Below are 13,366 nucleotides of genomic sequence, written 5' to 3' on the forward strand. Positions count from 1 at the left end.
TTGATGGCTGTTCACGATATTGCGATGGTCGGTTGCGGTGGTGTGTCCGCGATGCATTTCGATGGTTATCAGGTCCATCCTGAGCGGATCCGTATCGCCGCTGCGTGCGATCCGCGACCTGAGCGGCGTGAGTGGGCCCAGCAGACCTACGGGGTGGAGCGGGTGTACGCCAGCCTGGAGGAGATGATCGACGGCAGCGAGTGGACCGCCGCGGTGCTCTGCACGCCTACCAACGTGCGTCAGGACATGGTCAGGACATTGGCCGCCGCGGGCAAACACATACTCGTCGAGAAGCCGCTCTCGGACACTTTCACGGAAGCCAGTCTGATCGTCGACGTCTGCGCGGACGCCGGTGTCCACCTCGCCGTTAACCAGAACTTCCGTGACCACTACGCATTCGACATCGCCCGACGACTCATCTCCGACGGCAGAGTCGGCGAGGTCCACGGAGTGGTTCACACCAACCTGATGTTCCGGCAGGACCGCGGGTGGCGCACTCAGATCCAACGGCATGCAATGTCGGTGATGGGCGTGCACTGGTTCGACGGCTTTCGGCACATGCTCGGACGGGAGGCGGCGTGGGTGTGGTGCCGCACATCGTCCTCGCCGGAGGTCGACTGTGCCGGTGAGACCGACGCATTCACCCAACTGCTCTTCGATCACATTCCGGTGTCGTACGTGCAGAGTTTCTCCAGCCGGTTGCGGCGGACAGACACGGTGGTCCTCGGCCAGCTGGGCACCCTGGAGTTCGGCTACGACACCGTGAGCCTGCGCGACAAGGACGGCAGCACGGAGTGGGAGAATCCGTACGCCGGGCGGGGAAAGCCGGAGTCCACGTACCTCAGCCTCAACCGGCTGCTGGACGCTCTCGACGACGGCGGTGAGCCCTCTAACAGCGGTAAGGACAACCTGCGAACCATCGCATTGCTCGACGCGGCCTACGAGTCCGCGCGTGCGGGGGATCCAGTCACCTTGACGGGAGGCCTTCCCACATGAAGATCGCCTTTTCCAAGCCGACCGCAGGGCCCGAAGAACAGCGGTTGCTCTTCGACAGGTTCCGGGAGGCCGGATATGCGGGCCTGCAACTCAAGGGTGGGCAGTACGGCTCCTACCTTGATGATCCCGAAGCGTTCCGCAACGAGTGGAGTCGCGACTCGGCATGCACGACCGGGCTGATCACCGGCGGCACACTCGACCCGGACGGTCTGGCGCGCTTGCGTTCGACGATCGAATTCGCCAGCGCGGTGGGTTCGGAGCGGATCGTCTTCTGCCACGGCGTTCCGCGCGAAGGGCTCAGCGACACTGACATCGCCGGCTTCGCGCGGGTGCTGTCCGAGGTAGGCCGGGAGGCGGCCGACCAGGGCATCGCCCTTTCGTTGCACCATCACTACAACCAGCCCGTCATGCACCGACGGGACTTCGATGTCTTCTTCGACGCCGCGGACCACTCTGCCGTCCACCTCACCGTCGACACCGCTCACCTGGTGAAGTCCGGTGTGACCGATGTCGCGGGGCTCGTCTCCGACTTCGCTTCGGTGATCGACAACCTTCATCTGAAGGACTTCGCCGACGGGGAGTGGCGGCTCCTCGGCGAAGGAGTGATCGACCTCGACGGGCTGTTCGCGACTCTGGGAAGCATCGACTACCGCGGATGGCTGTGCGTCGACGAGGAGACCAGCACGGGACTCGTCCACGCGATGGACGTCTCGATGGAGTACGTCCGATTGAGGATCTGACCCACCTCGAGGACCCAGCCCACTGCCCGACGGACCGAGCTGTCCAGCAGCTGTCCGGCAGGCGTCCACGCCCACTTTCGAAGAGGAAAGACGATGGCGAGAAGACCAGATCCACGAGGTATGAACAGGCGGCAGCTGCTGGGGACAGGAGGAATGGCGGTCCTCAGCGGCATCGCCATGTCCGGATGCGACCTGCTCTCCACCGATCCAGGCCAGCAGGAGTCGCGGCAAGGCGGTGGAACCGGCGCCAAGGAGTCACCGATGCTGACCGACATGGTCAAGCGCGGCGATCTTCCACCGTTGAAGGAACGCCTCCCCCGGTCTCCGCTCGTGGTGAAGCCAGTGGACGAGGCCGGTGTCTATGGTGGAGAGCTGAGACTGATCAGTGTCGGTGGGCCGAGCAACGTCGGGGGGAACCTCGATCGCACCCTGGCCTATGACCACCTGGTCCGCTGGAAGCCGCAGATGACCACGTGGACCGCTGAGGACGTCATTCCCGACATCGCGGAGAGCTATTCGGTCAACGACGATGCCACCGAGTACGTCTTCAAGCTGCGTTCGGGCATGAAGTGGTCCGATGGTGAACCGTTCACGGCGGACGACATCGTCTTCTGGTGCGAGGACGTTGCTCTGAACACCGAGATCACACCGGCCATGCCGACGTGGCTCGTTGCCGGCGACGAACCCTTCACGGTCGAGAAGCGGGACCACCACACCGTCGTGTTCCGCTTCGCAGGCCCGAACGGTCTGCTGCTCGGCAACCTCGCCACGGCCAACGGACTGGGACCGACGCGCCACCCGGCGCACTATCTGCGTGACTTCCACAAGAAGTACGCCCCGGATGCCGAGGAGAAGACCAAGGACGCCGGTTTCGACAGTTGGGCGGACTTCTTCCTCCAGAAGGCGACGCCGTGGGAGAACCCTGAGCTGCCGGTGCTCACCGCATGGCAGGTGACGAAGGCGGTCGGCGATGTCACCGACCGGGTGGTCGCCAGGCGCAATCCGTACTACTGGAAGGTGGACACGGCAGGGAGGCAGCTGCCCTACATCGACGAGGTGTCCACCCAGCTCGTGGCCGACAACGAGGTCGCCAAGCTGAAGACGCTCGGTGGCGACGTCGATCTGGTCTACTCCACCATCACCATGGACATCCGCGACAAGCCACTGATCGCCCGAGGCCGACAGGAGGGGAAGTACCAGATCCTCGACCTGACCTACGAGGACTCCAACACGATGGCCTTCGCGGTCAACCTCACGCACCGCGATCGGCAGATGCGCAAGGTCTTCCGCGACATCAACTTCCGGATCGGGCTGTCTCATGCGATGAACCGGCAGGAGATCATCGACACGGTGTTCCTCCGGCAGGGCGAGCTCCATCAGATCGCGCCCCATCCCGATACCGCCTACTACAACGAGAAGCTCGCCACGCAGTACACGGAGTACTCCGTCGAGACGGCCAACCGTTACCTCGATCGGGTCCTCCCGGACAAGGACGGTGACGGCGCGCGCCTCGGCCCGGACGGCCAGCCATTCAGGTTCAACGTCGATGCCATGTCCGACATCAGGGCCAGGGACATCGCCTGCCTGGAGATGATGCGCGAGCACTTCAAGGCCGTCGGCATCGACATGCGGATCAAGTCCGAGTCGAGCACGCTCTTCTGGGAACGCGTGGACGCGAACTTCCACGATGCCTGCGTCTTCGGCTCCGGCGGCGGCCTCGACCCGGTCTACCAGCACGACTTCATGGTGCCGCTCGCGATCACGGCCATCCCGTGGGCCAACTGGTACGACGCCGGCGGGCTTCGCGGTGCGATCCCGCAGGACGCGGTCGGCCCATTCGAGGAGCCGCCGCCCGCGGCGCGGGAGCAGATGTCGCTCTACGAACAGCTCAAGAGCACGGCCAACGGCGAAGAACAAACCGACCTGATGAAGCGCATCATCGCGATCGCCCAGGAACAGTTCTGGTACATCGGGATCAGCCTGCCGAAGGGCAACTACGGAGTGGTCAGCAATCGCCTTCACAACGTTCAGAATCCGATGATCGACGACTGGCCCTGGCAGACGCCCGGCCCGACCACCATGGCGCAGTACTTCATTCGCGAAGGCGAGGCATCGTAGGAACCGCGACGGCGGATGAGGCACCATGGGGCGGGTGGAAACCAAGGCGACGCGCACAGGGATTCTGGCGTTCCGCCACGCGCGGGTTCTGCCGTGCACCGGGGCCGATCCGCTCGACGACGCGACCGTGGTGGTCGAGGACGGTGTGATCAAGGACGTCGTGGCGGGCGTCTCCAGGGTGCGCGCGGACGACACGGTCGACTGCCGTGGCCGCACGTTGATGCCCGGACTGATCGACGCGCACGTTCATGTCTGTTCGTTGGACGTCGAGGTCGGGCGGGAGCAGCGGGACTATCCGACCAGCCTGTTGGCGTACGCGATCGGGCGGGTGATCGGGCAGACGCTCGACCAGGGCTACACGACCGTCCGGGACGCGGGTGGCGCCGACTGGGGGATGAAGGAGGCCGTCGACCGCGGCCTGATTCCCGGGCCGAGGATGTTCGTGAGCGGGCGGCCGCTGTCGCAGACCGGCGGGCACGGGGACAGTCGGTCGCGCGCGCAGGACAGCGTGGGCTGCCTGTGTGGCGCGCACCTCGGCATGGTCGACAACATCGCCGACGGCGTGGACGGCGTCCGCCGGGCCGTGCGGAAGCAGCTGCGTCGCGGTGCCGACGCGATCAAGGTGATGGCGAGCGGTGGGGTGGCCTCGCCGACGGACAAGCTCGAGAGCCTGCAGTACACGGATGCCGAACTTGCCGCGGCCGTCGAGGAGGCGGCGCACGCGGGGACGTACGTCCTCGCTCACGCCTACTCCGCCGAGGCGATCCGGGTCGCCGTCGAGGCCGGCGTCCGCTCGATCGAGCACGGCAACTTCCTCGACGAACCGACCGCCGCGTTGATGGCCGCGCGCGGCACCTTCCTCGTCCCGACGTTCGTGGCGTACGAGAAACTGCACGAGCACGGCCGCGCGCTCGGTTTCGCGCCGGAGAAGCTCGCCAAGCTCGACGACGTGCTGGGGGCAGGGCTCGACGGCCTGGTGCGCGCCCGCGACGCCGGCGTGCGGATCGCATCCGGCTCGGATCTGCTGGGGCCGCTCGCGGTGCACAAGACGCGGGAGTTGGCGATCAAGGCCAAGGTGCTCGGTGCCGCGGAGACGTTGGTGGCGACCACACGGACCAACGCCGAGCTGCTGGGCATCTCGGCCGAGGTGGGCACCATCGAGCCGGGCAAGCGGGCTGATCTCCTCGTCGTCGACGGTGACCCGCTCGCGGACATCACCGTCCTGCAGGACCTCGAGAAGCTGCCCGTGATCGTCAAGGCCGGCGCCATTCACAAGCGCACATTCTGACGCATTTGACGGGTCGATGTTCACGCGGCGCGCGGGACCGCCGGGTCGATGAGATTTCCCAACTGGGGCAGGGCTCCCACCATCCGGCAGTAGTAACAGCGCCGGGTCCACGGCAGGAGTGGACCGGAGTCGACGTCGCCCACCACGCAGGTGACGTTGTCGCGTCCGCCGGCCTCGAGTGCGGACCGGATGAGACCTTGCACCGCGCCCGTGCGCGGTGTGCTCGTGAGACAGAAGCCGACGTCGTTGTCGGAAACGAGATCGGTGAGCCCGTCACTGCACAACAGGACGCGATCGCCCGCCTGGAGGTCGAGAAGGGCGAGATCCGGCTCGTGCTCGTCCGTGGCGCTGACGGATCGCGTGATGACCGACTGGAACGGGTGGTCGCGTACCTGCTCCGGCGTGATCCGTCCTTCGTCGACGAGGAACTGCACGAAGGTGTGATCGGTGGTGAGCTGGCTGAGCTGCCCGCGACGCAGGAGGTACGCCCGGGAGTTTCCGATGTGGGCCAGGCCGAACCGTTCGCCATCGGTGAGGATTGCGGTGAGGGTGGTCGCCATGCCGGCACGTTCCGGATCTGTCGCCACCCCCTCGCGCAGCTGCCGGAAGGCGTACTGGACCGATTCGCGGAGCACAGCGAGCAGGTCCGACGGCGCCGCCCGCAGCGATCCTCTCGGCGTCAGGGAGATCGCGCTCATCACGAACGCCACGCTCGCCGACGCCACCTCACCCGCGGGGGCACCGCCCACGCCGTCAGCGACGAGGAGCAGGTGCGGTCCGGCGAACCCCGAGTCCTCGTTGGTGTCACGAACATGGCCGACGTGACTCTCGGCGGCGTACGTGAAACGCATCTCGCGACCTCCCGGTGTGGGCGTCCCAGCATCGTGCCACGGGCAACCGTGGAGGTGGAAGCGTCCGCACGCGTCGCGGGCGGCGCGTCAACTCCGTCGATGCGTTCGCGGTCGAAGGGCAGTCAGTGTGTTCCTTAACGGCCTTCAGGCTCGCTCTTCGTACATTCCGACCAGCAGTCCGTATCGCGCGGCGGTCTCGTCTGCGGTGTCGATGTCGGTGGCGAGTTCGTACAACGCGTCGCGTAATTTCTCCGCGGTGGCGGGCGTCAACCGGACGTGTCGCAGCACCAGGAGAGGTTCACCTTGGGCGGCAATGAGTTCCTGCCCGAAGCCCTCGAGCATCGCGGCGGTCGGTGCCGGTGCCTTGGTGGCGATGTCCAGCCGGGCGGCGGCTCGACGGTAGTACTGCTCGGTGCCGCCGCGCACCCGGCGAGTCTCGGACACCTCGACCATGCCGGCGTCGCGTAGGACCTTGAGGTGGTGGGAGATGCTGCCCTTGGCGATGCCCAACCGGGACGCCAACTGGCTGATGGTCGCGGGTTCACCGAGGAGGAACAGCAGGCGTTGCCGTAACGGATGGCCCATCGCCTTGAACTGTGCGGGCGAGGAGATGTTCATGCTGGCTTCGGTCACGAATAAAGTGTCCATGTTCCTTGACGCTTTGTCGAGTCGTTGCTCTACTTGCCCGCATGGACGTGAAACAGATCATCACCGACAGCTCCCGCGCCATCGCGGACCAGTACGTGCTCCCTGAGGTCGGCTCGACTATCGCGCAACGGCTCACCAGACAGCTCGCGGAGGGGCGGTACGACGGGGCCGCGACCGCGCAAGAGCTGGCCAACCTGGTGACCGTGGATCTCCAGTCCGTCAATGGTGACGGGCACCTGCGGCTCATCCACCATGTCGACGAAGTGCCGGACATGCCCAGCGAGGAGATGTACCTGGCCATGGCGGTCAAGCAGGCAAGCTCCACCATGGACGGAGTTCGGCGAGTTGAGCGGCTGGATGGCAACATCGCCCTGTTGGTGATCGACCCGGTCCTGTTCGACCCACCCATTGCGGGGAACTCGATCACCGCGGCCCTCCAACTGGTCGCCAAGGCCGACGCGCTGATCATCGACGTGCGCACCGTCCGCGGTGGAGACCCGTACACCGTGGCTCTGATCTGCAGCTACCTCTTCGACGGTCCCCCAACGCATCTGTTGGACATGCACGACCGACAAGGTAAGCACCTGCAACAGTTCTGGACGCTCCCCTACGTGCCAGGGCCACGATTCGGCGGTACAAAGCCGATCCGGGTACTCACCAGTGCGGGCACGTTCTCTGGCGGCGAGGAACTGGCCAACGACCTGCAGTTCCTCGGCCGGGCCATGATCGTCGGTGAACGGACCGGCGGCGGCGCCCATCCCCGTGTCGGGCTCCGCGTACATCCGCACCTCGAACTTGCCGTCCCCGTGGCGCGCCCGACGAACCCGGGCACCAACGACAACTGGGAGGGCGTGGGCATCATCCCTGATATCGAAGTCCCTGCCGAGGGTGCCTTGGACGCTGCGCTTCAATCACTCCAAACCCAGACCGCCACCGCTTGCAAGCCCCGATCCACGGATCGCGGCTAAGCACCGGGTGGGGGTTCGGGTCGGACGGTGTAGGTGTGGCCGAGGGGGCTTTGGGTGGTGAGGTGGCCGGGTTGGTTCTGGGTCCACCACCAGCCGGCTTCGTGTTTCGCGCGGTGGTGCCGTCGGCACAGGGGTGCGAGGTTGCAGGCGCAGGAAGGTCCGCCGAGGCGGTGTTCGATGGTGTGGTCGAGGTCGCAGGCGATCGCGGGTCTGGAGCAGCCGGGTTGGCTGCAGGTGCGGTCGGTGGCCTGGATCAGGCGGCGTTGGGTGGTGGTGGGTTTGTAGCGTCGGCTGGAGGCCTGGTGGTAGACGACTTTGCCGTCGAGAGTGACGGTGCGGCAGTACTCGAACCCGCCGGCCGCGGCGTTCTTGATGTCGTCGATCACCGCCGGGCTGATCGCGCCGAGGCCGGCGAGTTCTCCTGCCTTCTCGGCGAGGCGGAGCCAGGTCTCCAGGTCGGCGACCAACTCCACCTTCGCCACCAACTGCTCATCGCCGGTCTCGACACACGCACCACCATCACCCGGAGCATCCCAGGCACCCACGTCATCGACACTCACGTCGCCGAACGCGCGGTCGGACGCGGGGTCGGCTGCGGGGTCGGGGTTGCCGGGCGCCGGGTCGGGGTTGGTGGTGGGTCCTCGGCCGCGGAGCAGGTCGAGGAACACGTCCGCCTCGATCTGGGCCAACGTCCTGACGTCTCCGGCTCGTTTGATTCGTCTGGCGTGGGTCTTGATGAACACCTTCGCCGCCGCGGTCCCCGCCAACGGCAGATCCTGACCCGTGATACTGCCGGTGCCGTCGGGGTTCGCACCGAACCCGACCCGCCTACCCTGCTGCGCTTCCTTACGGCGTTGCTCGGCACCGTCCGGATCCAGTTCCAGCACCTTCCGCCGCAACCTGCGCACCACCTGCGCCCGAGTCAGACCCATCCCCGACCCAGCGTCGGCAGCGAGGATGAACTCTTCCGCCTCCCGCGCCAGCTCAGGCGCCAGACAACACGTCTCCTCGACGATCGCCCGCGCCTTCCCCAGATTGACCGTGCCCGCGGCAAGCGCGGCGCGAGTGGCGGGCAGCCGCTCAGTGAGTTCGTACGCGAACGACAACTCCCGGTCAGCAGACCCCGGCGACAGACACAACGCCGCACCCACCTCCGCAGACGCGAACTCACCAAACGACGCGTTCAATCCGGGCGGCGAGTCCGGCTCACACGCAGGCGACCGCGCCACATATGCCATCGCCCCATACAACTGCGCGTTCGACCAGGACACCTGCCGCTCCCACGCGGCCATCACCACGACACGGACATGACCATTCGCCGAAGCCATGTCAACCCGCGCCAACACCGCGGCAAGCTCAGGGCCCGGCGCAGCCGACGCCAGCACCGAGAAGTCCACACCCCCGTGGTCGAACATACCTGCGATTCTACCCAATAGTGCCGGTAAGATCAATTAAGAGATCCTTGCCAGCAAGGAGTTTCGGTGCCGCGCGTCGGCTCACGCCCTCGTGGCAAGCGACGACTCTGGCGCACGGATCTTCCTTCTGCCGAAAGAAACCACGTGCGCCGAATTGGATCTGTCCGGCAGGTGGCGGCCGGTGGAGGATGTGACCGATCCCTTCGTACTCAGGAGACTCGGATGAGACCTGTCACCACCGGAAATGATGTCGGGCACAGCCGTCGAGACATTCTGCGGTTCGGAGGAATGGCGGCTGCAGCGGGGTTGCTGCCGGGCATCGCGGCCTGCAGCGGAAATGGCAGCAACCAGGGCGCGACGTCCGATGTCGCACTGGAGTTCATGTACTGGGGCTCGTCGTTCGAGAAGACCGCCATCGAGAAGATGCTGCAGGAGTTCGAGGCGAAGCACGCGGGCAGCCAGGTCCAGGCGGTGCACGTGCCCGGCGACTACCTCACCAAGGTCAACACACTGGTCGCGGCCAACCGACTGCCCGACGTGGCCTACATGGACGCACCGACGGCGTACCGGCTCGCCGAGCAGGGCAAGGTCAAGAACATCTACAAGTACATCAAGAAGTACCCGCAACTCTCCGGACGGGCGCCAGAGAACTTCTTCTGGTACGGCGACAAGGAAACCTGCGGTACGCCGGCCGCGAGCGAGATCACCCTGCTCTGGTACAACAAGGAGATCATCTCCGAGGCTGATCTGGACCTACCGCCGGCCGAGGCCGGGCGTGCATGGACGTGGGACACGTTGGTGGAGACCGCCGACAGGCTGACCTTCGACCAGGCCGGAAAGCGTCCCAGCGAGTCCGGGTTCGACCGCGGCAGGGTGCGGCAGTTCGGTGTCTCCGCGCCATTGTCGTCCCAGTGGACGTGGTATCCGCTGGTCCGCAGCAACGGCGGTGACATTGTCGACGAGACGGGGAAGAAGTACACGCTCAACAGTCCTGAATGTGTCGAGGTCTTCCAGAATCTGCAGGACCTCATCCATGAGCACCGCGTCGCACCGAGCCCGGCGCAGCTCGGCGGTGGTGAAGGAACGAATGCACCGACCACGACCGTGCAGTTGCAGACCAAGCGGGTCGCCATGGCTATCGACGGCCAATGGGTCCTGCTCGACATGGCGCAGAGCGACGTGGACTTCGGCATCGGTGTTCTTCCGTCCTACCAGGAACCGATCACGATGCAGGCCGCCAGCTGTCGCGTCCTGTCGGCCAACACTAGACATCCCGAGGAGGCGATCGAGCTGTACGTCTTCAGTGTCGACGGTGAGAACAGCGATCTCTTCCAGCAGGGCTTGTGGATGCCGGTCGAGACGAAGTACTACGACGACGCCGCGAGTATCGACAGCTGGATCAAGAATCCCGCGCATCCTCCGGAGTACAAGACCGCGGCGGTGGACTACCGGATCAACAACTCGGTCCGTGACTACAGCCAACTTCTGCGCAACATTCCCGCCATCAACGAGGTTCTCACGCCCGCGATCCAACAGATCGAGACCGGCAAGCTCCCGGCCCAGCAGGTTCTGGACGCGCTGCAGGACAAGATGGAGCCACTCCTGCAGGGGTGGTACCCGACACCATCCAGCCTGTGAGGCGTCGGTGTGGCGCAAGGCCTCACGTACGAACGGATTCCGGTCGGCCAGCCCAGCTGCCGCGGACATGGCTGAGGTGCTGTCGCATCAAGGTCTCCACCGCCTCCGCGTCTCCGGCATCGAGCAGGTCGAGCAACTTCAGATGCTCCTCCGCTGACGCCACCAGCCGGTCCGCCTCGAGCTGGGTGAGGCCGTAGAGCCGGGACCGCTTCCGCAGGTCGCTGACGGTTTCGACGAGGCGGGTGTTGCCGGCAAGGGCGAGCAGGTCGAGGTGGAATCTCCGGTCCGCCTCGACATAGCCGATCACATCGCCCTCGCGAGCGGCGTCGACGATCTGCTGGGCGATCGGCCGGAGGCGTACGAACGCATCGGAGCTCACGTTCGGCACAAGTTTCACCACGGTCGGGACCTCGATCAGCTCGCGCAGCTCGGTGATCTCGTCCAGGTCGGCGTCGGAGAGGACGGTGACGCGGAAGCCCTTGTTGCGAACGACTTCCACGAGACCTTCCTTGGCGAGGTCGAGCATCGCTTCGCGGACGGGGGTGGCGGAGACGTCGAATCGCGCCGCGAGCGCCGGTGCCGAATAGACCGTGCCAGGACGCATCTGACCGGCGACGAGTGCGGCCCGCAACGCATTCGCCACCTCCTCCCGCAGCGACCGGTAGCCTCGCAGGGGCGGAAGGTCGAGCCCGTCGACATCCGCCGACTTCACCACTGCGCTCACCTCGGGCTCCACTCTGCTCACGCCTGCGCTCGCCCCGCTCACAGGAGGAACCCTTGGGGGAAGGGGTCTTCGGGGTCGAGGAAGTACTGCGCGGTGCCGGTGAGCCAGGCCCGTCCGCTCACCGTCGGGATGACGGCCGGGCGGCCGCCGACCGTCGTCTCGCCGATCAGCCGCCCGACGAAGGTCGTCCCGATGAACGACTCGTTGACGAAGTCCCTGTCCACCTCGAGGGCACCCCGGGCATGCAGTTGGGCCATCCGCGCACACGTGCCCGTGCCACAGGGCGAGCGATCGAACCACCCCGGGTGGATCGCCATCGCATGCCGGGAGTGCTTCGCGTCGGAACCCGGCGCGGCGAAATAGACATGGTGGCAGCCATGAATTCCCGGATCCTCGACATGTCGCGGCGGTGCGGTGTCGTTGATGGCCGCCATGATCGCGAGACCGGTCTCAAGGATCGCTTGCTTCTCCGCGCGGTCGAACGGCAGGCCGACGGACTCGATCGGCACGATGGCATAGAAGTTCCCGCCGTACGCGAGGTCGTAACCGACGTCACCGACCCCCCGCACGGCGACCGTCTGGTCGAGGGCATGGACGTATGCCGGAACATTCTGCAGCGTCACCCGTCGCGCCACCCCGTCGGAAACCTCGACGTCGGCGACGACCAGTCCGGCGGGGGTGTCAAGGCGCACCTGTGTCACCGGTTCGGTCACGGTGACCATGCCGGTCTCGACCAACACCGTGGCGACGCCCATCGTCCCGTGCCCGCACATGGGAAGGCAGCCGGAGACCTCGATGAAGAGGACGCCGTAGTCGGCGTCCGGCCTCGTCGGCGGTTGCAGGATCGCCCCGCTCATGGCGCTGTGGCCGCGCGGTTCGTACATCAGGAGGGTACGCAGATGGTCGAGATGAGCAACGAAGTGCTGCCGGCGTTCGGCCATCGTCGCGCCCGGAATCACGCCGATGCCGCCGGTGATGACGCGGGTGGGCATGCCCTCGGTGTGGGAATCGACGGCGTGGAAGACGTTTCGCGTCCTCATCGCCCCGGCACCTCCACGGCGTGGTCGGCATCGAGAGTGGCGAGCACGGTCTCGGTTGCCTTGCGTACGGCCGCGTCCTGCTCGGGGGTCAGCGGCAACCGGGGCGGGCGGCAGGGTCCGCCGTGACGTCCGGCGATGTCCATCGAGGCCTTGATCGCCTGCACGAACTGGGTCTTGGAATCCCAACGCAGCAAGGGATGCAGCAGCCGGTAGAGCGGAAGTGCCGTGGTGAGGTCGCCGGCGACAGCCGCGTCATAGAGCCGCACGCACACCTCGGGCAACGCGTTCGGATAACCCGCCACCCACCCGACCGCACCGGCGACTCCCAGCTCCAGCGCCACGTCGTCCGCGCCGATGAGGACGTCGAGGTCGGGCGCCAGCTCGCGGATCTGGTAGATCCGCCGGACGTCGCCGCTGAACTCCTTCACCGCCGCGATCAACCCCTCGCCGTGCAGCCGCGCGAGCAGTTCCGGAGTGAGGTCGACGCGGGTGTCGTGGGGATTGTTGTACGCGACGATCGGCAGGCCCGCCTTCGCGACCTCGGCGTAGTGCGCGAGGACGATGCGGTCGTCGGCGCGGTAGGCGTTCGGGGGGAGGAGCAGCACGGCCTCCGCGCCTGCCTCGGCCGCGTCCTCGGCCCAGTGGCGAGCGGTGAGGGCGCTGTAGGCCGAGACGCCAGGCACGACGGAACCATGGTCGGGAACGGCGGCAAGGGCGGTACGCAGGACGCGGGAGCGCTCGTCGTCGGTCAACGACTGGTACTCGCCGAGCGAGCCGTTGGGCATCACGCCGGCGCAGCCGTGGTCGACGAGCCACCGCACATGATCGGCGAACCTGTCATGGTCGACGGTGAGGTCGTCGTGGTACGGCAGTGCGGTCGCGACCATCACACCGTGCCAGGGCTTGCGGGTCGTCGGCGTCATCATCGTTCTCCTTCTCC

General features: G+C 66.3%; 12 protein-coding genes. 6 read left to right on the top strand and 6 right to left on the bottom strand.

The window, feature by feature from the left end; genetic code table 11:
* Positions 1–24: 24 nt before the first annotated feature.
* From ABN028_RS01415 to ABN028_RS01430, 4 genes are all read left to right on the top strand, one after another.
* Entirely contained in the window at positions 25–996 is a 972-nt protein-coding gene (locus ABN028_RS01415) for a Gfo/Idh/MocA family protein (protein ID WP_349695466.1), read from the top strand.
* Positions 993–1,736 carry a sugar phosphate isomerase/epimerase family protein gene (locus tag ABN028_RS01420; protein WP_349695307.1) on the top strand — a complete coding sequence of 248 codons (744 nt, stop codon included), beginning with the start codon at positions 993–995 and terminating at the stop codon, positions 1,734–1,736. Before ABN028_RS01415 ends, ABN028_RS01420 begins: the two co-directional genes overlap by 4 nt.
* A 120-nt stretch (positions 1,737–1,856) precedes the next feature.
* Positions 1,857–3,854, top strand: coding sequence for an ABC transporter substrate-binding protein (locus ABN028_RS01425; RefSeq protein WP_349695308.1), 1,998 nt, complete (start codon positions 1,857–1,859; stop codon positions 3,852–3,854).
* Between the two features lie 34 nt (positions 3,855–3,888).
* A complete protein-coding gene (locus ABN028_RS01430) occupies positions 3,889–5,142 on the top strand; it encodes a metal-dependent hydrolase family protein (protein WP_349695309.1) in 1,254 nt (417 codons plus the stop codon).
* A 20-nt stretch (positions 5,143–5,162) separates the two neighbouring features.
* Here the strand turns inward: ABN028_RS01430 and ABN028_RS01435 are convergent, their stop codons facing one another.
* Entirely contained in the window at positions 5,163–5,993 is an 831-nt protein-coding gene (locus ABN028_RS01435) for a PP2C family protein-serine/threonine phosphatase (RefSeq protein ID WP_349695310.1), read from the bottom strand.
* Between the two features lie 144 nt (positions 5,994–6,137).
* Positions 6,138–6,626, bottom strand: coding sequence for an ArsR/SmtB family transcription factor (locus tag ABN028_RS01440; protein ID WP_349695311.1), 489 nt, complete (start codon positions 6,624–6,626; stop codon positions 6,138–6,140).
* A gap of 56 nt (positions 6,627–6,682) precedes the next feature.
* Between ABN028_RS01440 and ABN028_RS01445 the strand changes: the two genes are divergently transcribed.
* On the top strand, positions 6,683–7,609 hold the full coding sequence (locus tag ABN028_RS01445) for a S41 family peptidase (RefSeq protein ID WP_349695312.1): 927 nt from the start codon (positions 6,683–6,685) through the stop codon (positions 7,607–7,609).
* Here the strand turns inward: ABN028_RS01445 and ABN028_RS01450 are convergent.
* Complete coding sequence (locus ABN028_RS01450; RefSeq protein ID WP_349695313.1) at positions 7,606–9,024, bottom strand: HNH endonuclease signature motif containing protein; 1,419 nt, start codon at positions 9,022–9,024, stop codon at positions 7,606–7,608. The two genes, ABN028_RS01445 and ABN028_RS01450, sit on opposite strands and share 4 nt — an antisense overlap.
* A gap of 222 nt (positions 9,025–9,246) precedes the next feature.
* On the opposite strand from ABN028_RS01450, the gene ABN028_RS01455 reads away from it, so the two are divergent.
* Positions 9,247–10,662, top strand: a complete 1,416-nt coding sequence (locus tag ABN028_RS01455; RefSeq protein WP_349695314.1) for an extracellular solute-binding protein — start codon at positions 9,247–9,249, stop codon at positions 10,660–10,662.
* Positions 10,663–10,684: 22 nt separating this feature from the next.
* Here ABN028_RS01455 and ABN028_RS01460 read toward each other — a convergent pair whose 3' ends face one another.
* The 3 genes from ABN028_RS01460 to ABN028_RS01470 are packed head-to-tail and all read right to left on the bottom strand — an operon-like array spanning position 10,685 to position 13,352.
* A complete protein-coding gene (locus ABN028_RS01460) occupies positions 10,685–11,386 on the bottom strand; it encodes a GntR family transcriptional regulator (protein ID WP_349695315.1) in 702 nt (233 codons plus the stop codon).
* A 38-nt stretch (positions 11,387–11,424) separates the two neighbouring features.
* Entirely contained in the window at positions 11,425–12,426 is a 1,002-nt protein-coding gene (locus ABN028_RS01465; RefSeq protein ID WP_349695316.1) for a proline racemase family protein, read from the bottom strand.
* Positions 12,423–13,352: a dihydrodipicolinate synthase family protein gene (locus ABN028_RS01470; RefSeq protein ID WP_349695317.1), complete on the bottom strand. Its 930-nt coding sequence runs from the start codon at positions 13,350–13,352 to the stop codon at positions 12,423–12,425. Before ABN028_RS01470 ends, ABN028_RS01465 begins: the two co-directional genes overlap by 4 nt.
* Positions 13,353–13,366 lie beyond the last annotated feature (14 nt).

This window comes from Actinopolymorpha sp. B17G11 (genome assembly GCF_040196095.1).
Lineage (GTDB): Bacteria > Actinomycetota > Actinomycetes > Propionibacteriales > Actinopolymorphaceae > Thermasporomyces.